Origin of the sequence: Flavobacterium sp. WC2416 (assembly GCF_041200095.1) — a bacterium.
GTDB lineage: Bacteria > Bacteroidota > Bacteroidia > Flavobacteriales > Flavobacteriaceae > Flavobacterium.
In genome coordinates this window covers 1927713-1951131 of record NZ_CP165626.1, presented here as the reverse complement: position 1 = coordinate 1951131, position 23419 = coordinate 1927713, and the positions used below count along the sequence as shown (strand labels likewise).

Genomic DNA, 23419 nt, shown 5'->3' with positions numbered 1-23419 from the left:
ACATTATTTTATCTTTTTTTTTGTCAATTAGCTGACACGACTTCTTAGGAACGATTTTTGTTTTTCAAATAGTAATTCACTAAATTTACATATACTAAATATATATTATGGATGATAATTTTTCACCAAGAGTAAAAGACGTTATAACCTATAGCAAAGAAGAAGCTTTGCGATTGGGTCATGACTTTATAGGTACTGAACACTTGATGCTAGGTATCCTTCGAGATGGTAATGGTAAAGCAATTCAAATATTAAATAACCTTTCTGTTGATTTAGATCATTTAAGACGAAAGGTCGAAATACTTAGCCCCGCAAACCCTACTTTAGATACTAATGTAGAAAAGAAAAACCTACACTTGACACGTCAAGCCGAGCGCGCATTGAAGACTACTTTTCTAGAAGCAAAAGTGTTTCAAAGTTCCTCTGTAAGTACTGCACATTTATTATTGTGCATATTAAGAAATGAAAACGATCCCACAACCAAGCTATTAAATAAACTTAAAATAGATTATGACGTAGCTAAAGAACAGTACATAAATATGACACCAAACGAAGAAGAATTCTTAGAAAATTTACCAAGAGCATCCGACTCCTACAATGAAGATTCAGGACAAGATGACAGTCTTAAAGAAGGTAATTTTAATAATCCCGCCAATAAATCTAACAAAAAATCCAAAACACCTGTTTTAGATAATTTCGGAAGAGATTTAACCGAAATGGCCGAAGAAGGAAAATTAGATCCTGTTGTAGGACGTGAAAAAGAAATTGAACGTGTTTGCCAAATTTTGAGCCGACGTAAAAAAAACAATCCACTGCTTATAGGAGAACCTGGAGTTGGTAAATCTGCTATTGCAGAAGGTTTAGCTTTACGCATCATACAAAAGAAAGTGTCAAGAATCCTATTCAACAAAAGGGTAGTAACATTGGATCTAGCTAGTCTTGTTGCGGGAACTAAATACAGAGGTCAGTTCGAAGAGCGCATGAAAGCGGTAATGAATGAATTGGAAAAAAATGATGATATCATCCTTTTCATTGATGAAATTCACACCATTGTTGGTGCTGGAGGAGCAACTGGTTCACTAGATGCATCTAACATGTTTAAACCTGCATTAGCAAGAGGAGAAATCCAATGTATTGGAGCAACTACTCTTGATGAATACAGACAATATATTGAAAAAGACGGTGCTTTAGAAAGACGTTTCCAAAAGATAATTGTTGAACCAACATCAGTTGAGGAAACGATTACCATTTTGAATAATATCAAAAATAAATATGAAGACCATCATAATGTTACTTACACACCCGAAGCGATTGAGGCTTGTGTAAAGTTGACAAATAGATACATGTCGGAACGATTTTTACCGGACAAGGCTATCGATGCTTTAGACGAAGCAGGTTCACGTGTTCACATTACCAATATTGAGGTACCTAAAAAAATTCTTGATTTAGAACGTCAATTAGAAGATATCCGTGAACTAAAAAATGTTGTTGTCAAAAAACAAAAATATGAGGAAGCAGCTAAACTTCGTGATGATGAAAAACGCATCGAAAAAGAATTAGCAATTGCTCAAGAACAATGGGAAGAGGATGCTAAAAACAACCGAATCGAAGTTACAGAGGACAATGTTGCCGATGTAGTTTCGATGATGACAGGAATTCCTGTTAATCGTATCGCTCAAACCGAAAGTAACAAATTAGCCAAACTACCGGAGCTCATAGAAAGCAAAGTAGTTGGACAAAATGAAGCTGTACTTAAAATTGCGCGTTCAATTCAAAGAAATCGCGCAGGATTGAAAGACCCAAATAGACCTATTGGTTCATTTATCTTTCTTGGTCAAACAGGAGTTGGAAAAACACAATTGGCCAAAGTTCTAGCTAAAGAATTATTTGATTCCGAAGATGCATTGGTTCGTATTGATATGAGTGAATACATGGAGAAATTTGCAATTTCGCGTTTAGTTGGAGCGCCTCCAGGATACGTTGGATACGAAGAAGGTGGACAATTAACTGAGAAAGTACGTCGCAAACCTTATTGTGTTGTTTTATTAGATGAAATAGAAAAAGCACATCCTGATGTTTTCAATATGTTGCTACAAGTTCTTGATGATGGGTATTTGACAGATAGCTTAGGCCGAAAAATTGATTTCAAAAATACAATCATCATCATGACTTCTAATGTAGGAGCACGACAATTGAAAGATTTTGGTCAAGGTGTTGGTTTTGGTACCGCTGCCAAAGTTGCTCAAGCAGATGATAATTCAAAAAGTATTATTGAAAATGCGCTTAAGAAAACATTTGCACCCGAATTTTTAAACAGAATTGATGACGTAATCGTTTTCAACGCTTTAGAAAAACACGATATTGATTTGATTATCGAAATTGAATTAAAAAAATTATATGCTAGAGTTTCTGAATTAGGATACCAATTAACCCTTTCTGATAAAGCAAAATCTTTTATTGCTGAAAAAGGATTTGACAGACAATTTGGAGCTAGGCCTCTAAAAAGAGCCATTCAAAAATATGTTGAAGATGCGCTTGCTGAAGAAATTATAACTTCAAAAATTACATCAGGAGATGAGATTTTTATGGATATAGAAGATGGAGCACAAGAATTAAATGTACATGTACATAAAGCTGGTGAACCAACAAACCCATAAGCATACATCCTCTAATTTATTAAAAAGTCCGTTACTTTATATAAAGTAACGGACTTTTTCTTTACGTTAATTATACCCAATATTAAAAACATATATTTACATTTGAATTTTATAATACAAATCAAACAAAAATAAAAATATGCCTCTAAATAAAGTAATACTAGGGAGTGAGGAATGGTGTTCTTTTCCTGAATTAGGAATCCCCACGATTAAAGCACGTGTAGATTCGGGCGCAAAAACATCGGCTCTACATGCAATAAATATTGCTCCTTTCATAAAAAACGAATCCAATTGGGTACGATTTGACATAAATCCTATTCAAAACAACCTTAAGACCGTTATTCATTGCGAAGCTCCTTTAATCGACAAAAGAATAGTCAAAAGCTCTAGTGGATTTAGAGAACAACGATATGTAATTCAAACTAATTTACAAATTGGAGAATCAACATGGCCTATCGAAATGACATTGACCAACAGAGATTCAATGGGGTTTCGAATGCTTTTAGGTAGAGAAGCCATGAGCGGTAGAGTCCTTGTTGATCCAGAGCAAAAATACCTTTTAGGTCAACCCACTTCAGAAGCGCTAAAAGAGTTATATGTGAATGCTGAAAAAGCACCAACAGGTCTACGTATTGGTGTCTTGGCCAGTAATCCTGAATTATACTCTAACAAACGTATAATGGAAGCAGGGGAAATGCGTGGTCACGAAATGCATTTTTTAAACATTAAAGAATGCTATATGAGACTGGATGCTCAAACTCCTGAAATTCATTATAGAGGTGGTATCATTTTAAATCAATTTGACGCCATTATTCCAAGAATAAGACCAAGTATCACTTTTTATGGTTGTGCATTAACTAGGCAATTTGAAGCATTAAAAGTATTTTGCTTAAATTCTGCAAGCGCTATTACACAATCTCGCGACAAGTTATATTCCCTCCAATTATTATTAAATAGCGGTATTGGTATTCCTACTACTGGATTTGCGAATTCTCCATTAGATACAAATGATTTAATAAAAATGGTAGGTGGTTCTCCATTAATTGTAAAGTTATTAGAAGGAACTCAAGGAAAAGGAGTTGTACTTGCTGAAACAAAAAAAGCGGCAGAAAGTGTAATCAATGCATTCAAAAGTGTTAATGCTAATATATTAGTTCAAGAATTTATCAAAGAAGCCGATGGAAAAGACATTCGCTGTTTTGTGATCGACGGAAAAGTAGTCGCTTCTATTCAACGTGAAGCTATGCCAGGTGAATTTAGAGCTAACATACACCTTGGCGGAACAGCCACAGTAATAAAAGCAACTTCTGAAGAAAAACGCATAGCCATAAAAGCTGCAAAAGCGATGGACTTAAAAGTAGCAGGTGTAGATATTATTCGTTCTGCAAAAGGGCCATTACTATTAGAAGTAAATTCTTCTCCTGGGCTTGAAGGAATCGAAGGCGCCACAAACAAAGATATCGCAGGCGAAATGATTAAAGCCATCGAGAAGAATTTTAAGATAAAATAAAAAGTGAATCCCTATCTCGATATTATCATTCGAAGTGCCACCGTATATTTTTTTATGGTAATAGCATTACGCGTTTTTGGTAAGAAAGAATTATCACAGCTCAATACAGCCGATGTTATTTTGATATTACTAATTAGTAATTCGGTTCAAAATGCAATGGTTGGAAATGATTCTAGCCTTTACGGAGGCTTGATTGCAGCAACCGTTTTATTTGGTATCAATTTTATATTAAAAAAAATAATGTTCAAATATCAAAAAATCAATAATTTCTTTATAGAAAAGCCTGAGATTTTGATTCATAATGGAACATTAGAATTTAAAACTTTAAGTAGACTAAATATTACTTCTGAAGAATTGAGAGAAGCCATGAGAGAACATGGAGTAGAACATTTTAAGGACGTGAAATTATCAATGTTAGAGATTGATGGCAACATTAGTATTATTACTGGCAATATCAATTTGAAACAGAGTCTTTATAAAAGAAAGAAAAAAGTAAAAAAAACAATCCACTAGTTTAAAAAAAATAACTTTTACTGACTTATAAAAACAAAAAGAGATCCAAGTTTAATTTAAAACTGGATCTCTTTTTGTTTAGTAAATATTTATTTTCAGATTATATAAACAATCTTAGAATATAATATACTAACCCTGCCAATAATCCTGAAACCGGAATAGTTAAAACCCATGCCCATAACAAACTTACCGTTACACCCCAACGAACAGCCGAAATACGTTTAGTCAAACCTACCCCTATTATCGAACCCGTTATAGTATGAGTTGTACTTACTGGAACTTTAAAATGCTCCGTAAAATAAAGTGTCAAAGCTCCAGCAGTTTCTGCAGCAACTCCTTCAAATGATGTTACTTTAGTGATTTTTGACCCCATTGTTTTTACAATTTTCCAGCCACCACTTAAAGTTCCTATAGCAATAGCAGTATAACAAGCCAATGGAATCCATTCTGGCATTACTCCTTTAATTCCTTTTTCATCATTTGGCAAAACCACTTGCAACCATTCAGGAAGACTTACAATATCAACACCGCTGGTCTTAATATAAACAGCTACTGCTGCTGCAATAATTCCCATTACTTTTTGCGAATCATTTCCTCCATGTCCTAAACTAAAAGCTGCCGAAGACAACAACTGCATTTTTTTCAAAACCGCATCCGCTCTATGTAAATTTAAACTACTAAATACTAAAGCAAAAATGGATATCGATATGATTATAAAAGCTACTAAAAACCACTTTATATTGTGTGATTCAAATACTATACTCCAAAAAACAGAAGTTGCAAATCTTGGGTTTTCTATTTTTTCGAAGGGTACCATTTGGTTATAAACAAATAAAACAGAGCCTATCATTAATGCTATTGTAAACAATTTAGGCAACAAACTCTTCTTTGAGGCATTGAGTAACCAAATAGAAATAAAATACGACATGACAGCTCCTAAAAGAGGTGCCAATACAATAAATGCAATGATAATAACGACACCTGAAGGCATCCCTCCATCTTTACCTGCTTTGTACCAACTTACAATATTATACCAATGCTTGATGTGTTCTACTCCGTCTTCAACAATAACATAATCAGAAAATCCGTGTACAGCAATGGCATGAGCAATAGCCGCTCCAGCAAAACCTCCAATCAAAGTATGAGAGGAACTAGAAGGTATCCCTTGCCACCAAGTAATTAGATTCCAGATGATGGCCGCAACAACTCCCGCAAGAATTACGGTCAAGTTAATCTGGCTAGAATCAGCCGTTTTTGCAACAGTATTAGCAACACCTAAACCAAAAACCCAGTACGCTAAGAAATTAAAAAAAGCAGCCCATACAACTGCTTGAAATGGGGAAAGAACTTTGGTTGCAACTACGGTAGCAATGGCATTTGCGGCATCGTGAAAACCATTGATGTAATCAAAAATCAAGGCCAATACTATAATAACTATTAGTAGAGTAAACATAATTTTAATTGAAAGATTGAGAAATTTTCGAAATTTTTAAGAATGCTTAACGGCAATTGATTCTAAAACACTTGCAACACTTTTACATTTATCAGTCGCAGTTTCTAAAATAGATAATACTTCTTTATATTTAATTATGTTTTTAGCATCTGTTTCATTTTCAAAAATCTCAAAAACAGCTTTATTATAAACTGTATCTGATTTATTTTCTAATTTCGAAATTCTAGCACAAGCTGCAGTAATATTTGGAATATTTTTTAAATTCCTCAACTCCTTAACTGCTGCATCAATATTTTGACAAGCGTCAAGATTGATTTCTGTTAATTTTCTAATTGACTTCGTAATTTTATCCACTTGATACAAGCGCATAATACTAGAAGCACCGTGCAAACGGTCTGCCACATTATCAATTGAAGTCACTAATGAGTGAATATCTTCTCTGTCAAATGGAGTAATGAAATTTCTACTCAACTCTAGATTAGTTTGGCGTGTAATATCCTCTCCTTTTTGTTCTAATGCATCAATCTTTTGAAAAAGAACTTCTCTTTCCTTCAAAGGAAGATTCACTGCCTCATGTAAATTGGAAGCTAATTCAATTAAATTACTAGATGCCTCTTCGAAAAGAGGAAAGAATTTTTTATCCTTCGGAACTAAAAATTGGAATATACTATTTAATGACATTTTATATTTTTTTAGGGTACAAATTTAATTGATTTATTTTTTGGAAACCAACCTTAATTTAACAAATCATCTTCTATTTGAAAACTGTTTAAAAAAGCAACAGTTTTCTCAATATCATAATGTAAAATTCTATCTTCCTTTACAAATGAGACTTCTTCTCTATAAGAACTCAAGAACATTTCAATAAAATCACTCGATTTTAAAGGTCTTCTAAATTCAATTGCCTGAGAAGCATTCATCAATTCAATGGCTAAAATCCGCTCCAAATTATCCATTACACGCAATGCTTTTGTAGCACCATTGGCACCCATACTCACATGATCTTCTTGTCCATTACTTGATACAATACTATCAACACTTGCCGGTGTTGCTAATTGTTTATTTTGACTGGCGATACTTGCAGCGGTATATTGAGGAATCATTAATCCCGAATTTAATCCTGGATTATCAACTAAAAAAGCAGGTAGATTTCGCAATCCAGATATTAATTGGTACGTTCTTCTCTCAGAAATACTTCCTAATTCAGCCAAAGCAATTGCCATAAAGTCTAATGCTAATGCCAAAGGCTGACCATGAAAGTTTCCACCTGATATAATTTGGTCACTTTCGATAAATATATTTGGGTTGTCTGTAACGGAATTAATCTCTGTTTTAAACACTTTTTTCACATAATCCATCGCATCTTTTGATGCACCATGAACCTGAGGAATACATCTAAAAGAATACGGATCTTGAACATGAGTTTTTTCTTGCTCAATAATTTCACTTCCTTCTAAAAAGTCTTTCACGCGATTTGCCGTTACTATTTGTCCTTTATGAGGACGAATAAAATGAATTAACTCATTAAAGGGTTCTATTCTACCATCAAACCCTTCCAAAGACATTGCTCCAATTAAATCGGCCAAATACGAAAACTTATTCGCTTTCATTAAAATGTGAGCACCATAAGCACTCATAAATTGTGTACCATTTAATAAAGCCAGTCCTTCTTTGGATTTCAAAACGATGGGCTCCCAATTGAAACGTTCCATGATTACTTTGGAAGACACTTTATTTCCTTCAAAATAAACTTCTCCTTCTCCCAATAATGGCAAAGATAAATGAGCTAAAGGTGCTAAATCTCCAGAAGCTCCTAATGAACCTTGCGTATAAATTACTGGTAATATATCATTATTATAAAAAGCGACCAATCGCTCTACTGTTTGCAATTGTATCCCTGAATGTCCATAACTCAACGATTGAATTTTAAGTAACAGCATTAGCTTAACAATCGCTGTTGGCACTTCTTCACCTGTACCGCACGAATGCGATTTTACTAGGTTTTCTTGCAATTTTGATAAGTTTTCATTTGAAATTTTTACATTACAAAGAGAACCAAAACCAGTATTAATTCCATAAATAGGTTCCGAATGGGAAGCCATTTTTTTATCTAGATAATCTCTACACTTTTGAATATTAACTTTTGCTTCTTCTGAAAGTTCTATCGATTTATGTTGTGCTATAATTTCTTGAACTATTTCTAGGGAAAGTATCTCGGTACTTATGTAATGTGTATTATCCATTTCGTATTGAATTTTGAGTAGCCAAAATTCAATAAATCAATATTAAAAAGCAACATATATTGCTAATAATTTAAAATACTTATCAAAACATACCTGCATTATAAATTTACCCCATAATTTACTCACAAAACCATTATAAATAAGCACTAAAACTAAAAAGCACACCCTTTTTTGCATTCAAAAAATGAAAAATGAATCAATAGAGTGGCTTATTCTTTAGCTTATACAAGCAAAAAACACCTGTTTGAATGGTTTCAAATAAAAAAAACAACAAAAAAACTACTCAAATTCTTTCCTACTTAAAAAAAAATCAACAATAGTTACAATAAAAAGCCTTTATAATAAGGAATACATAATCAGAGGTGAATAATATCCTTATTTTTGAAATATTCGCAAAAACGGAATAAAGGTTTTTCATTTTTATAAAAAACTGTATTTTTGTCACATCATAATGAACAATAACAGAACTACATATCATTCTTCGATAACAACTCAAAACAGAGTTGCCATTTCTGTTACTTCTACTTTTACTACAACAACTACTACCCCTTAGGGGTATACATTTTACATATAATCCAATTTTATATTTTTCTTTTTTAAGAAAGAAAGGTATTGGATGTATAAAAGACATTGCATTTTTTTAAATTAAAACAAATAAAATGAAAGTATTAAAATTTGGCGGAACTTCGGTTGCCAATGCACAAAATATAAAACTAGTCCTAGACATAGTCCAAAAACAAGCAAAACAAGATCAATTAATCGTAGTCGTATCTGCACTAAGTAAAGTAACTGATTTACTTCAGTTGGCTTCCCAAAAAGCAGCTGCAAATGATGAAGGATACAAAGAAATAGTTGCTGAAATTGAGAAAAAACACTTAGATACATTAAAAGAATTTATTCCAGTAAGCGAGCAAAGTAGTTTGTTGAGCCATATTAAAAGAATCATCAACCATCTTGAAACATTATTGGATGGCTGTTACCTTTTAGGAGAACTTTCTGCTAGAACAGCTGATACTATTTTAAGTTTTGGTGAATTATTGTCATCTTATATTATTGCAGAAGCTTTAAAACAAAATCTAAAAAACAGCAGTTACAAAGACAGTCGCGAGTTGATTAAAACCAATACTAATTTTGGAAAAGCAGCAGTAAATTTTGAAATAACAAATCAATTAATCGTTGATTATTTTGCTTCTAATGAAAGTCAAGTAGTGGTTATGCCTGGATTTATTGCTTCGTCTGTCGATGGAATCATTACTACTTTAGGTCGTGGTGGATCCGATTATACTGCAGCAATTTTAGCTGGAGCATTAGACGTAACTGATTTAGAAATTTGGACAGATGTAAACGGAATGTTTACTGCCAACCCTAAAATTGTAAAGCAAGCGCAACCTATCGCAACAATTTCGTACCAAGAAGCAATGGAATTGTCACATTTTGGTGCCAAAGTATTATATCCCCCAACAATTCAACCTGTTTTAAGAAAAAATATTCCTATTCATATCAAGAATACTTTTGAGCCAGATGCGGAAGGAACATATATATCGAATAATGCTACTGCAAATGGAAATCCAGTAAAAGGAATCAGCCACATTGATAACATCACTTTAATCACACTGGAAGGACCAGGAATGATTGGTGTTTTAGGATCTTCAAAAAGATTGTTTGAAGTTTTATCACAGGCCAATGTGAATGTTATTTTTATAACTCAAGCCTCATCCGAGCATTCTATTTGTATTGGAATTCTAAATTCAGATGCTGTAGTCGCTGAAGAAGCCATCAATAAGGCTTTTGAAATAGAGATTTTACAAAACAAAATCGAACCTTGTATTGTAGAAAAAAACCTATGCATTATTGCTTTAGTGGGTGAAAATATGAAAAACCACCAAGGATTAAGCGGTAAAATGTTTAGTACTTTAGGAAAAAACAACGTGAATATTCGTGCAATTGCTCAAGGTGCTTCAGAAAGAAACATATCGGCAGTAATTAATGAAAGAGATGTTAAAAAAGCCTTGAATACGCTTCACGAACGCTTTTTTGAAGACAACACTAAACAACTAAACCTTTTTGTTATGGGTGTTGGAAATGTAGGCGAAAAATTCATCGATCAAATCAGCCAACAAAAGAAGTTCCTAAAAGATAACTTAAAAATAAACCTAAGAGTTATTGCCTTAGCCAATTCTAGAAAAATGCTTTTTGATGAAGATGGAATTGATCTAAAATCATGGCAAGCACTTTTGGACAATGGAGAAAAAGCAGACCAACAATTGTTCATTGAGCAAGTAAAAAACCTCAATTTACGCAACAGTATTTTTGTAGATATTACAGCAAATGCAAGCGTTTCTGAAACTTATGCACACTATTTAAGAGAGAGTGTTGCCGTAGTAACTTGTAATAAAATAGCATGTTCATCAGCGTTTGACAATTATAAAAGTCTAAAAAGTTTATCTCGTAGATACAATGCTCCTTTCTTGTTTGAAACGAATGTTGGTGCAGGATTACCGATCATTGACACGGTTAAAAACTTAGTCGCATCGGGTGATAAAGTGAATAAAATTCAAGCGGTTTTATCTGGAAGTTTGAATTTTATCTTTAATAATTTTGATGCCAATAATTCTTTTCATGATGTAGTGAAAGAAGCAGGCGTGCAAGGATTTACGGAGCCAGACCCAAAGATTGATTTGAGCGGAATTGATGTTGCTAGAAAGATCTTGATTTTAATTCGCGAAAGCGGTTATAAAATGGAAATTGAAGAAATTGAAAACAAATCTTTCCTTCCAATCGAATGCATGGAAACAGCAAATAATGAAGAATTCTTTAAATCCCTTACACAATATGCCAGCCATTTTGAAGGAATTTTGGCGGAAGCCAATGCCAAAGAAAGCCGCTTAAAATTTGTTGCTCAGTTTGAAGATGGAAAAGCAAGCGTAGGTTTGCAATTCATCCCAAAAGACCATCCATTTTACAACTTAGAAGGAAAAGATAATATCGTATTGTTTTACACAGACCGTTATGTAGACCAACCTTTATTGATAAAAGGTGCTGGTGCTGGTGCAGCGGTTACTGCTTCGGGAATTTTTGCCGATGTAATTAGGATAGGGAATGTTTAAAAATTAGTTTCAAGTTTAAAGTTTCAAGTTAAATCTTTGTTTCAAAGCACTTTTTTAACCTGAAACTTTAAACTTTAAACCTGAAACAAAAAATCATGAATGAAATAAAAATATTTTGCCCCGCTACAATTGCCAATCTATCTTGTGGATTTGATGTCCTAGGATTGTGTTTAGACAATGTGGGTGACGAAATGGTTATTCGAAAATCAGATCAAAAAGGAATACGCATCACTAAATTAGTAGGTGCCGACTTGCCTCTTGAAACCGAAAAGAACGTTGCTGGAGTTGCCGCTTTGGCGATGCTAGAAGCCTTAGATTCGGATGCAGGATTTGAAATCGAAATTTACAAAAACATTAAAGCCGGAAGCGGAATTGGAAGTAGCGCTGCCAGTTCGGCGGGAGCGGTTTTTGGAATCAATGAATTATTAGGAAGACCTTTTGAAATCAAAGATTTGGTTCCATTTGCCATGCAAGGCGAAAAACTAGCTTGCGGAAACGCTCATGCTGATAATGTGGCTCCTGCTCTATTGGGTGGTTTTACATTAGTGCGCAGTTACGCGCCGCTGGATATAATCAAAATCGAAAGTCCGTCAGAGTTATACGCTACCGTGGTTCATCCGCAAATTGAGTTAAAAACATCAGATGCACGCTCGGTATTGAAACAAACTGTTTCCCTAAAAAGCGCCATTATGCAATGGGGAAATGTAGGTGGATTAATCGCTGGTTTGTATACCAAAGATTACGATTTAATAGGTCGCTCATTACATGACGAAATTGTGGAACCGTTGCGCTCTGTATTGATTCCGGGATTTGATTTAATCAAACAAACTGCCTTAGAAAATGGTGCTTTGGGTTCTGGGATATCAGGTTCTGGTCCTTCTATTTTTGCTTTAAGCAAAGGAGAAGCTACCGCAAATAAAATTGCAAAAGCCATGAGTGCTGTTTATGACGAAATGAAATTACCGTACGAGATTCATGTTTCAAAAGTGAATCCTGATGGTGTGAGAATAATATAATATTAAATAAAAATTTAAGGTTTTTGATTAACTATTTTTGATTTTAGAAGTAACTACTGTTGCGAGAAAATCATAAATCTAAAATCGTTAATCTCCAATCAAAAATCATTTTTACCAATGAAATACTACAGTTTAAACCATAACGCCCCAAAAGTTTCTTTTCAAGAAGCCGTAATACAAGGATTAGCAAGCGACAAAGGATTGTATTTTCCAGAAACGATAACGCCTTTACCTCAAGATTTTTTTGATACTATCGAAAATCTTAGCAATGAAGAAATAGCCTTTCTAGCGATTCGTCAATTTGTAGGGGATGAAATTCCAGAAACCAAACTAAAAGAAATTATTGCCGAAACCCTTTGCTTTGATTTCCCAGTAGTAGCAGTCGAAACAGGAATCTATTCCTTAGAATTGTTTCATGGACCTACAATGGCTTTCAAGGATGTTGGTGCGCGATTTATGTCCCGTTGTTTGGGGTATTTTAACAAAGATAAAAAAGACAGTAAAAATACGGTTCTAGTAGCGACCTCAGGAGATACAGGTGGTGCTGTAGCTAGCGGTTTCCTAGGTGTAAATGGCGTTGAAGTGATTATCTTGTATCCATCAGGGAAAGTGAGCGACATTCAAGAGCGTCAATTGACCACTTTGGGACAAAACATTAGAGCGCTAGAAGTAGATGGTGTTTTTGATGATTGTCAGGATATGGTAAAAAAAGCGTTCTTAGATGAGAGCTTAAAACACCACAACTTGACCTCAGCGAATTCGATTAATATCGCGCGTTGGTTGCCACAAATGTTTTATTTCTTCTTTGCTTATAAAGCCTTAAAAAGCCAAAACAAACCGTTGGTTTTTTCTTGTCCTAGCGGAAACTTTGGGAATATATGCGCTGGAATTATCGCCAAAAAAATGGGATTACCTGTGGCGCATTTTGTTGCCTCAACTAATGTGAATGATACGGTACCTCGTTTCTTAGAAAACGGAATCTACGATCCTAAACCTTCTAAAGCAACGATTTCGAATGCGATGGATGTTGGTAATCCAAGTAATTTTGTTCGAATTCAGGAAATGTATCAAAACGATTTGGAGCAGTTCAAAAAAGATTTCTCTTCGTTTACGTTCTCAGATGAAGATACTATAGAAGCCATGAAAACCATTTACAATACCGATGGGTACATTGCGGAGCCGCACGGAGCTGTAGGTTATTTAGGATTGAAAAAAGAATTACAAAACCATAGTAATGCACTTGGGATTTTCTTAGAAACGGCCCACCCAATCAAGTTTTTAGATACGGTGGAACCAACATTAAATGTAAAATTACCTATTCCTGCACAAATTGAAAGTGTGTTAGGAAAAGAGAAAGTAAGTACTAAAATAAAAACCTACGAGCAATTCAAAGCATTTTTAGGATAACACTTAAAACAGCTATTATATACAAACGACTGCGAAGTGATTCTCAGTCGTTTTTTTATGGACTAACCTGACTGATTATTATTTTAAAATTGGATTAGTTTAGATAAAATTCTTTTTTTAATCCAAAATAATTTCTAATAATTTGATTATTTTGAATTATTTTATTTTCGAATTGTAAAAAAAGAACAATAAAGGTCAAAAGACTTATTTACTGGAGCTGGTGGTATTAACTTTGTGCTTTGCTTTTAAAGAATTATATTTATTAAAAAAAATATGACAAATATTAAAGAATTAGGTAGATTCCAAATTAGATCAAAAATTGCATATAATTGGATTGAAACAAAAGATGCTTTTATTACAGATAATTTACAAATTTATTATAACGAAAATTTTAACAATTGGAGATTAAAAGATACTACACTCCCATCATCAACGGATCTTACAATTATTATAATACCTTTGAAAAACGAGGAAATTAGAAGAATAAAACAATTTATATAAGAAATTATAATGCTCTTTGAAGTGTACCCCACTCGTGAGCACAAAAATAGAATGATAATTAAATAACAACGCAACTGCGTAAGGGATTGCGGCGGTATCCTTTATTTTTTTTCTTTAAAAAAATAAAGATAAAGCCAAAAGCCCGACCCCAAAGTAGCAGTTTCATTCTTTTTAAAATTAACTTTCTGCTTTGGGGTTACGCCCAAAATGTACTTGGAAAAAAGTGTTACAATTTGTTAAAATCAAACTTTTGGCCGCCAATGGAGTATTTGTACATGAGTCCGCCTTTTTGCATGGTGAATACCATCACGCCATTTGTATATTTTACATTTGCGGAAGTGCCTGCCGTTACCGCAACGGCCGAGGCTTGGGCCGCAAACTCCCTAAAACTTACCCCTTAATAATCAAGAAGTACTCATTGCACGAGCGAAACCAACAGTATCGCGATACATTTGAGGAGAGACAGCTGCATTGTTTTTAAAGAAACGACTAAAATAATGTTCGTCGTCATAGCCTAACTCATATGCGATTTCTTTTACTGCTTTATTAGATAAATACAATTCTCTTTTGGCTTCGATAATAATTCGTTCCGATATTAGAACAGTTAGGGTTTTATTGAAATGGTTCTTGGTGATTTTGGCTAATGCTTTTGGTGTGATGTGCAACAAATCGGCGTAATCACTTGCAGAATGTTTAGTTCTGAAATGCAATTCGATATAATTTTTTAAATTTTGAAGGATAAACGGTTCTTTAGTATCTGGCGCTTCCTTTGGCTCTTGAATTCCCTGCTGGTCTTTTAATCGGGAGGCCGTGATGAGCAAAATTTTTAGGTACGAAATCAACAGTTCGTACTGTGCCAAAGCTGGATTTTGCATTTCTATTTTTATCTGCTCTATTACCATATTCAGCGTATTTGAAGCAGATTCATCAATCAATACAAACGGTGGTTCGTATATGTTATTGAACAAAATACCGTTACAAGCTACTTCGGCCTGATGTTTATGAATGCAAAAAAAGTCTGGATGAAAATGCAACACTACACCTTCCATTTTTTCATGGGTAGACAACATAAAAGGTTGATAGGGTGCAAAAGCTAATAATGAATTTGCTGAAAAATCATATTCAGAGAAGTCTACTTTTACTCTGCCACTCCCCTTTTTAATCCAAATCAATGAATAATAATTAAGTCGTTGCAAGTGATCAAAAGAGCTGTTGTCTTCAAAAGTGAAAATTTTGAAAGCCAAATTCCCATTTTGAGGATTGATTAATGTAAAAGTAGCGTCGTCTAGCATCGTATTCTTTTTTTGTAAATTTAATTAAAACCCTGCTTCTTTCAATTTGGCGGCAAGCAATTTATTTTCTTCTTCCAGTTTATTTATATACGCTTGCTGTGGTTGTAAGGCAATTTGAATTTCGTCTGCCGTAAAGCGAGCTGTAATATGTTGCGGGCAATTCCAATCATAAGCTTCAATATGAAAGACCATTATCCGCTCTCCACGAAATTTATAATCGCCTAAATCGAGTGTAGTGTAAAACTCAGGATTGTCTTTGAGTGCTACAATTTCAGTTTTAGCATAGATTTTCAGCCGTGCTTTTGCTGGATAATCCATCAAGATCAATGATACATTAGCATTGTCTACCAGATTTCCCACCGTTATATACTGTTTATTACCTGAGAAATCAATACATGCAATACGATCTTTATCCAGCACTTTTAAAAACCCTTTTGGACCACCACGGTGTTGAATGTACGGATAATTATTAGTGCCTATCGAAGCCATATAAAAACTATCCCGATTGGCAATAAATGCCATTTCGTTATGTGTCAATCCATCGACCTCGTTTAATTTTTCCATTCGTTCATAGCTATTGCGGCTACCATGAGCCTCTTGTAATGCTTTCACTGCATCAGTAAAAGCAATTTTATGGAAATGCAGTGCCATATCGATTATCTAAACTTTCGGTCTTTTTCTTCGATAGGTAAATCGTTGATGCTCGCAAAACGTTTGCGCATTAAACCATTTTCGTCAAATTCCCAATTTTCGTTACCATAAGCTCGAAACCATTGCCCTTCAATGTTATGGTATTCGTACTCAAAACGAACTGCCATACGGTTTTCACGAAAACCCCACAATTCTTTTTTAAGAGTATAATTTAGCTCTTTCTCCCATTTTTGCTTCAAGAATTCCTTTACAGCTTCCCTGCCATTAATGAACTCAGTACGGTTGCGCCATTCAGTATCAATGGTATATGCTAAGGCAATACGTTCTGGGTCTTGGCTATTCCAAGCATCTTCGGCCAATTGTACTTTTTGTAAGGCAGTTTCCATATTAAAAGGCGGAAGTGGTAATTTCTGTTCCATGGGTTATTATTTTTACGATTATTATTGTTCAAATTTTAGAATATCAAAGTTATCAGATATTGGCAATCCAAAACTTAGATAATGTACGCATATCCATGGACAATTTTCTCATTTAGGGATTTTATTGGAAGCTGCCCATCCTATCAATTTTTTGGATACGGCAGAACCCACTTTAAACGTAAAACTTCCAATTGCTGCACATATTGAAAGTGTGTTAGGAAAAGATTAAGTAAGTACAAAGATTAAGTCGTACGAGCAATTTAAAGCATTTTTAGGAAAACACTTGAAACAGCTATTCTATACAAGCGACTGCGAAGTGATTCTCATTCGTTTTTTTTATCAAGACCATAACGACCTCTATTTAAGTACAATATTAGTTTTTAATAAGAAAAAAACTTAATTTTGAATCTAAAAAAAAAATTTTTATTTATAGCATAAGGTCAACCCATCTTTGATGTATTGAGCCATTTTATAGCTAGTATCAACTAGCAAATAAACTCTTGTTTGAATCCAAATTAAAACGAAGAAAATGAATAGAAGGAAATTTATTGAGAAATCAGGAATAATAGGGTTTGCTGTAATTTTACCTGGATCCTATTTATCTGCAATTAACAATCCAAAATACAAAATGGGTTATCAACTCTATTCTATACGAGATGAAATGGCTAGAGATCCGTTGAACACCTTAAAGTATTTAAAAAAAATAGGTTATCAAGATTTTGAAGTCTATGGTTTTGATAATGAGAAAGATATGTATTATGGATATAAATCTTTGGAATTTAAGCAAATATTAGATGATTTGAACTTATCTGTTAGTAGTGGTCATTATGGTTTTTCTCCCTATTTAGAAAAATCTGAAGACGAGCTAAAACGTTTTGTTGATCAGTGTATCATTGGAGCGCAAACTTTAAACAGTAAATATATCACTTGGCCATGGATAGCTCCACAACAACGGACCATTGATAACTTCAAGTTGATGTCTGAAAAACTTAATGTTATAGGCGAGCAAGTAACTGATGCGGGACTCGGATTTGCTTACCACAACCATGGTTATGAATTTATAGACCAAGGCGGCGAAAATGGATTTAATATTATTATTAATGAGACAGACTCATCTCTAGTTAAACTACAGATGGATATGTATTGGGTAATGCATTCCTCCAAATACACTCCCAAAGAATTGGTACAAAATCAACCAGGTAGATATACCATGTGGCATATAAAGGACATGGATAAAGTTACTAAAGATTATACTGAGCTAGGTAACGGTTCTATAAACTATGAAGAAATATTACCCGATGCCAAAAAATCAGGTCTAGAATATTATTATTTAGAACAAGGTGGCAATTTCTTGGACAATTCTATAAAAAGTGCTTCTGATAGTGCTATTTATTTTAAAAAAGAGCTTCAGAAATATTTTTGATTATACATTTATAAAAGTTAGCTGCAAACAAGCTAAATAATTGAATACACATCTCCACAAAGTGTTATCACTGCGCAAATGACTCTGACTTTGCACAGTTTTGATGTATTATTACAAACTAAATAATTATAGGATTCAGGAGACTTTGTGATGCTATGTTTTCATAACTTGCAAACCACTTTTAGCAAGAAAACATTAGATTTCATTTTAAATCGTCACATCACTCTAATAGAAAGATAAAATGAACAATGACTTTGAATACATACAAATCCAACCAGACAAAGCACTATCGGATTATGTAGAAAGTTTTTGGTGCCTTCACAATCGAACAGACAGCAATAAAGAAACTATTGGATTACCCGATGGACGCATTGATTTATCGCTTTTCGAATCGGCTACAACTTCTTTTCGCATCTCACTTCTTGGCGTAGGTACTCAGCGACACGATCATGCCACAATTCCTGCTCATGGATTGCTATTTGCCGTTAGCTTTAAATTACTTGCTGTAGAGTACTTATTTCATGAACCAGTTGCTGACATTCTTAATAGTGGGAAACACTTACCAAACGATTATTGGGATTTCGATTCAGATGATTTGAAAGACTTTGATCGTTTTTGCAAAAAAGCATCAAAAAAAATTTATTCTCTTTTACCTGAAACAATTGATGCACGCAAACAAAAATTATTCGAACTAATTTATCTCACAAATGGAGCTATTACTGTAAAAGAATTTAGCGAAAAAATTGGTTGGAGTAGCCGTCAAATTAATCGGTATTTCAATCATCAATTTGGGCTTTCATTAAATGCCTTTTGTAAAATATTACGATTCAGAGCATCACTAGACCATATTGCTAAAGGGAAACTATTCCCCGAAATGAACTTTGCAGACCAAACTCATTTTATAAAAGAAATCAAAAAATTTGCGGGTGTGGTACCCAAAGAATTATTTAAAAATAAAAACGACCGATTTATACTATTATCAACACTCTCTTCAAAATAATTTTGTAAAATAATTTTTAGAGACAAAAACATGTTAATACAAAATAAAAAAATTGCCATAGTTGGCGGTGGGCCAGGTGGTCTTACACTGGCAAGACTTTTACAGTTGAAAGGCGCCAATGTAAAAGTGTATGAAAGAGATTTAAATACAGCTGCTCGTGTGCAAGGATCACCACTAGATTTGCATGATGAATCAGGTTTGGCAGCGCTACGTTCTGCTAATTTACTCACCGAGTTTAAAGAAAATTTTCTTGCTGGCGCCGATAAAATGCTGATTGTAAATGAACAAGCCCAAGTATTTTACAGCAACCATGAGACAAAACCAGATGAAAATTTTGACAACATAAATTTTCGTCCAGAAATAGGTCGTGGTGCATTAAGAAAGATACTATTGGATTCCTTAGAATCGGAAACCGTGATTTGGAACTGCCATTTTGTTTCAATGGAACAACAAAACGAAGGTTGGTTGATGCATTTTAAAAATGGAACCTCAGCATATGCTGATTTGGTCATTGCTGCTGATGGAGCCAATTCCAAAATACGTCCGTATCTAACTGAGGTTGTTCCATTTTATTCAGGAATAACCATGCTTGAAGGAACAATTTATAATGCCAAAAAAATTGCTCCACAAATATCAAACTTACTTCGTGGCGGAAAAGTAATGGCTTTTGGCAACAAAAAAGACATTTTATTAGGCCAAAAAGAAAATGGTGAAATTGGTTTTTACATCAGTTTTAAGACCAATGAAAATTGGGGAGCTACAAGTGGCTTGGACTTTACAAATAAAGCACAATTGTTAGACTGGTTTAAAAGAGAATATGGTGACTGGGGTAGTATTTGGTATGAGTTAATTGAAAAAAGTGCAACACCATTAATCCCGCGACCAATATTTTGTATCCCATTTGACCAAAATTGGAATACACTTCCAAATGTAACACTAATTGGTGATGCTGCGCATGTGATGCCTCCTTTTGCAGGCGAGGGAGTGAATATGGCGATGCTCGATGCATTGGAATTGAGTGAATTTTTAACTACTAATAAATACAATAGCATCCAAGAAGCGCTAGCTTTCTATGAAAATGCGATGCAAAAAAGAGCAGTAATTATTGCAAAAGAATCACTTGAAAATGGCGAACTAATGCATTCAGAAAATGCATTGGATAGCATGTTGGGATTCTTTGGCGGACACTAAAAAGAAAATGGAATAGCGGTTTTCAAAAGTAGGATTTGAAGCTTTTAACAATGAGTAAAATAGAAAAAATAAACTTTCACCACTTCTCACTGATAAAAATCGCTCCTTTTAAAGAGTTCGTATCCCAGAAGATATTTTCAATTAACAGATATTAACATTCTCTTTTGTAAGATTTAACACTATCATTTTATAATAACACCACTGCTCCATTTTATAATGTTTAATTTTACAGTAAACATTAAAAAAGTAAATCAAAATGAAAAACTTAAAACTGATTGCTCTAGGAATGATTCTGATTACAACTATTAGCTGTAAGGATACTAAAAAAAGTAATGAAGAATCAACTCCAGAAGCTCAGACCACTGAAGCTAACTACAGTCTAATTAATGATTCTACAAAAGTGAGTTTTACCGCTTACAAAACAACCGATAAAGTAGCTGTGGGAGGGAAATTTAAAGAAATAACATTAACCAATTCTGGTCAAGGAAAAACAGCATTTGAAGCTTTAAACGGGACTAAATTTAGTATTCCAGTAAGCAGTTTATTTACCAATGATGCTACAGGAACAAGAGATCCTAAGATTTTAAAATTCTTTTTTGGAGTAATGAAAAACACGGAACTTATTTCAGGTGAGTTTAAAGTTACTGGTGAAAACAATTGTTCTATCGATGTGACATTGAATGGAAAGACAGCCAACATCCCTTTAAAATTCACTGAAAATAGCGATACAAGCTTGGCTTTTGATGGAGTGATGAATTTAGAAAACTGGGATGGACTTGCAGCAGTTGCATCTATCAACAAAGCATGTGAAGCCTTGCATACAGGTAAAGACGGGATAAGTAAAACATGGAGCGAAGTGGCAGTGCATGCTGATGTTTTATTGAATAAAAACTAGATAATAGGAGTTCAACATTCAGAACAAGTATTGAATTACTCTATATTTAAACGAATACAACATAAAAAAGCGATTAACTTACAATGAGTTAGTCGCTTATTTATGACTTGATTTATTTATGTTCAAAAGTGAGTAGAAGCCTAATCAACTACTTCTAAAAATCATTAGAGTTTATTAAAATTAAACTTTTGACCACCAATAGAAGCTTCATACATGAGTCCCCCTTTTTGCATGGTGAATACCATGACGCCATCAGTATATTTTACGTTTGCTGATGCGCCTGCAGTTACCGCTACAGCTGAGGCTTGGGCTGCAAACTCAAATCGGCTGTCTTTGAATCTTTCCAGTTCATTTTTGGATTCAAAAAATATAACCTCTCGGTACGCTTGTCCCCCTGCTTGAAAACCGATGCTTAGTTGTGATAATTTGGCCAGACCAACAATCTTATTGTGTTCATATACCGTTCCATTACCAGCAGCACCACCAATACCAAACCCTCCTTTACCCACATTAGGGAAAATGACATAACCAGTTGCTTTGTCAAAAAGCCCTTTCATTAGCGGATCACTTTTAATGAACTCTACTTTTGCTGCATTACTGTCGGCAATAATTCTATTCTTTTTGGCTTTTGATTGCCCTATTGCAGGCGTAGCATTGATTGCACATGCCAATACTATTACCCAAATAATATTTAAATTTTTCATGTCTTAAATAATTTAATTGTTGCTATTTTTCTATATTAAAGATAACGAAAAAATCATTTAAATATTTAAAAACTACTGATTATCAGTGTTTTAATTATTAATACCCTAACTATATTTACCAATAGTTTCCTTTAAGTGTTTTTATCAATTGTATTTATTTTATTTAAAAAAAATAGGCTTATAAAAAACAGGTATTTATACGTTATAAAAAATATTATTTTTTATAGAAATTTGATAAATAAAACATTCTAATCTATTCCTATTCAGCTAGATTAAAAAGCAAGAACAATAAATGGTCCTTTTATTAGAACTCAGAAATTACATCTCAATTCTAAAATAAAGACGAGTCTAGTACATTCTCAAAAAAAGGTTCCATTAGAAAAGCCAAAGGAGTAGAAACTAAAGCAAATGTTATGAAAGTACAGGGTAAAAAAATCGATTTGTCAGATATTCATTTATCAAAAACTGATGAAAAGCAACACAAGGTTTTAAGTTACATGAACAATTCTACAGATGGAGGGTATTTATCTCCACAGCAAGTACAGTCCCTGATGCAAAGTTTGCACCTAAATTTGCAGGAATTAATGAATTATTTAGTACCCTATGCCACTAAGTTCGCCATGTCCCCTATATCAGGTTTTAAAGTGGGTGCTGTTGCACATGGAATTTCTGGAGCTATTTATTTTGGTGCTAATATTGAATTTCAAGATCAGGCATTGTCTTTTACCGTTCATGCTGAACAAGCATCTATAGCGCACGCTATAAGTTATGGGGAAACAGGTATCGACTATCTTGCTATTTCTGCTGCTCCATGTGGGTATTGTCGCCAGTTTTTGTATGAAATTACAAATTGTCCTTCAACAAAAGATATTACCATTTTAATTAATAATGAGAGTAATTCCTTGTCTAATTTACTTCCACAAGCATTTGGTCCACAGGACCTAGGGGTTACTACCCGATTAATGTTGGCACAAAATAATAATTTACAAATGATTCCCGTTCATGCAGATCCATTTGTAATTGCAGCCTTTAATGCTGCCAATACATCCTACTCTCCATATACATGTGATTATTCTGGTGTTTGTATAGCTACAAATTATGGTGCTTATGTAGGTTCCTATGCAGAAAATGCCGCTTACAATCCAAGTATGTCTCCTTTAGAAGCAGCAATCGTTCTGTTAATAATGAACGGAGATTCATACAACAATATTTACCGTGCTATTTTAGTTGAAGCTAAAAACAATAAATGCAGTCAACTTTCGGCTACTAAAGATGTCTTAGCAGTAGTAGCCAAAAATATTACTCTGGAATACTACTCTGTTAATAGTCAAAAAAATGGTTCAACACTAAACATTAAAGAAATGGTGTAATTCTATTCCTTTTTTTTTACTTGAATTTTATCTAATATTCCATTTCTTGCACTACAGAAAACTTGTG

The 23419-nt window shown here is 33.9% G+C and carries 20 protein-coding genes; 13 read left to right on the top strand and 7 right to left on the bottom strand.

The window, feature by feature from the left end; genetic code table 11:
- Nucleotides 1-107 precede the first annotated feature (107 nt).
- The 3 genes from AB3G39_RS08250 to AB3G39_RS08240 all read left to right on the top strand — a co-directional run bounded on the left by AB3G39_RS08250 (nucleotide 108) and on the right by AB3G39_RS08240 (nucleotide 4680).
- Complete coding sequence (locus AB3G39_RS08250) at nucleotides 108-2657, top strand: ATP-dependent Clp protease ATP-binding subunit (RefSeq protein WP_369764795.1); 2550 nt, start codon at nucleotides 108-110, stop codon at nucleotides 2655-2657.
- 139 nt (nucleotides 2658-2796) lie between these two features.
- Entirely contained in the window at nucleotides 2797-4167 is a 1371-nt protein-coding gene (gene rimK / locus AB3G39_RS08245) for a 30S ribosomal protein S6--L-glutamate ligase (RefSeq protein ID WP_367753917.1), read from the top strand.
- Between the two features lie 3 nt (nucleotides 4168-4170).
- Nucleotides 4171-4680, top strand: coding sequence for a DUF421 domain-containing protein (locus AB3G39_RS08240; RefSeq protein ID WP_369764794.1), 510 nt, complete (start codon nucleotides 4171-4173; stop codon nucleotides 4678-4680).
- Nucleotides 4681-4780: 100 nt separating this feature from the next.
- Here AB3G39_RS08240 and AB3G39_RS08235 read toward each other — a convergent pair whose 3' ends face one another.
- Genes AB3G39_RS08235 through hutH form a run of 3 tightly spaced genes read right to left on the bottom strand, consistent with a single transcriptional unit; the run spans nucleotide 4781 to nucleotide 8376 of the window.
- The gene (locus AB3G39_RS08235) at nucleotides 4781-6133 is read right to left on the bottom strand and encodes an anion permease (RefSeq protein WP_369764793.1); all 1353 of its coding nucleotides are present in this window, start codon (nucleotides 6131-6133) and stop codon (nucleotides 4781-4783) included.
- Between the two features lie 36 nt (nucleotides 6134-6169).
- Entirely contained in the window at nucleotides 6170-6814 is a 645-nt protein-coding gene (locus AB3G39_RS08230; protein WP_367753923.1) for a DUF47 domain-containing protein, read from the bottom strand.
- Nucleotides 6815-6867: 53 nt separating this feature from the next.
- Nucleotides 6868-8376 (bottom strand): histidine ammonia-lyase, encoded by a 1509-nt coding sequence (gene hutH, locus AB3G39_RS08225; RefSeq protein ID WP_367770745.1) that lies wholly within the window; start codon nucleotides 8374-8376, stop codon nucleotides 6868-6870.
- 659 nt (nucleotides 8377-9035) lie between these two features.
- Here hutH and thrA point away from each other — a divergent pair.
- The 5 genes from thrA to AB3G39_RS08200 all read left to right on the top strand — a co-directional run bounded on the left by thrA (nucleotide 9036) and on the right by AB3G39_RS08200 (nucleotide 14808).
- On the top strand, nucleotides 9036-11483 hold the full coding sequence (gene thrA, locus AB3G39_RS08220; protein WP_369764790.1) for a bifunctional aspartate kinase/homoserine dehydrogenase I: 2448 nt from the start codon (nucleotides 9036-9038) through the stop codon (nucleotides 11481-11483).
- Nucleotides 11484-11578: 95 nt separating this feature from the next.
- Nucleotides 11579-12499, top strand: a complete 921-nt coding sequence (locus AB3G39_RS08215) for a homoserine kinase (protein WP_367753929.1) — start codon at nucleotides 11579-11581, stop codon at nucleotides 12497-12499.
- A gap of 117 nt (nucleotides 12500-12616) precedes the next feature.
- Entirely contained in the window at nucleotides 12617-13906 is a 1290-nt protein-coding gene (thrC, locus tag AB3G39_RS08210) for a threonine synthase (RefSeq protein ID WP_369764788.1), read from the top strand.
- 273 nt (nucleotides 13907-14179) lie between these two features.
- Nucleotides 14180-14407, top strand: coding sequence for a hypothetical protein (locus AB3G39_RS08205; protein ID WP_367770754.1), 228 nt, complete (start codon nucleotides 14180-14182; stop codon nucleotides 14405-14407).
- A gap of 260 nt (nucleotides 14408-14667) precedes the next feature.
- Nucleotides 14668-14808, top strand: a complete 141-nt coding sequence (locus tag AB3G39_RS08200) for a hypothetical protein (RefSeq protein WP_369769809.1) — start codon at nucleotides 14668-14670, stop codon at nucleotides 14806-14808.
- Between the two features lie 3 nt (nucleotides 14809-14811).
- Here the strand turns inward: AB3G39_RS08200 and AB3G39_RS08195 are convergent, their stop codons facing one another.
- Genes AB3G39_RS08195 through AB3G39_RS08185 form a run of 3 tightly spaced genes read right to left on the bottom strand, consistent with a single transcriptional unit; the run spans nucleotide 14812 to nucleotide 16769 of the window.
- A complete protein-coding gene (locus tag AB3G39_RS08195) occupies nucleotides 14812-15699 on the bottom strand; it encodes a helix-turn-helix domain-containing protein (RefSeq protein WP_369752139.1) in 888 nt (295 codons plus the stop codon).
- A gap of 24 nt (nucleotides 15700-15723) precedes the next feature.
- Nucleotides 15724-16350 carry a pyridoxamine 5'-phosphate oxidase family protein gene (locus AB3G39_RS08190; RefSeq protein WP_367770763.1) on the bottom strand — a complete coding sequence of 209 codons (627 nt, stop codon included), beginning with the start codon at nucleotides 16348-16350 and terminating at the stop codon, nucleotides 15724-15726.
- A 5-nt stretch (nucleotides 16351-16355) separates the two neighbouring features.
- Complete coding sequence (locus AB3G39_RS08185) at nucleotides 16356-16769, bottom strand: DUF1348 family protein (protein WP_369764786.1); 414 nt, start codon at nucleotides 16767-16769, stop codon at nucleotides 16356-16358.
- A 529-nt stretch (nucleotides 16770-17298) separates the two neighbouring features.
- Here AB3G39_RS08185 and AB3G39_RS08180 point away from each other — a divergent pair.
- From AB3G39_RS08180 to AB3G39_RS08165, 4 genes are all read left to right on the top strand, one after another.
- Entirely contained in the window at nucleotides 17299-18192 is an 894-nt protein-coding gene (locus AB3G39_RS08180) for a sugar phosphate isomerase/epimerase family protein (protein WP_369764785.1), read from the top strand.
- A 241-nt stretch (nucleotides 18193-18433) separates the two neighbouring features.
- Nucleotides 18434-19192 carry a helix-turn-helix domain-containing protein gene (locus AB3G39_RS08175; protein ID WP_367770770.1) on the top strand — a complete coding sequence of 253 codons (759 nt, stop codon included), beginning with the start codon at nucleotides 18434-18436 and terminating at the stop codon, nucleotides 19190-19192.
- 30 nt (nucleotides 19193-19222) lie between these two features.
- Entirely contained in the window at nucleotides 19223-20383 is a 1161-nt protein-coding gene (locus AB3G39_RS08170) for an FAD-dependent oxidoreductase (protein ID WP_369764784.1), read from the top strand.
- Between the two features lie 256 nt (nucleotides 20384-20639).
- Nucleotides 20640-21278 (top strand): hypothetical protein, encoded by a 639-nt coding sequence (locus AB3G39_RS08165; RefSeq protein ID WP_367770774.1) that lies wholly within the window; start codon nucleotides 20640-20642, stop codon nucleotides 21276-21278.
- Between the two features lie 164 nt (nucleotides 21279-21442).
- Here the strand turns inward: AB3G39_RS08165 and AB3G39_RS08160 are convergent, their stop codons facing one another.
- Nucleotides 21443-21982: a YSC84-related protein gene (locus AB3G39_RS08160; RefSeq protein WP_367753947.1), complete on the bottom strand. Its 540-nt coding sequence runs from the start codon at nucleotides 21980-21982 to the stop codon at nucleotides 21443-21445.
- 413 nt (nucleotides 21983-22395) lie between these two features.
- Between AB3G39_RS08160 and cdd the strand changes: the two genes are divergently transcribed.
- Nucleotides 22396-23352 (top strand): cytidine deaminase, encoded by a 957-nt coding sequence (gene cdd / locus AB3G39_RS08155; protein ID WP_367753949.1) that lies wholly within the window; start codon nucleotides 22396-22398, stop codon nucleotides 23350-23352.
- Nucleotides 23353-23419: the final 67 nt, after the last annotated feature.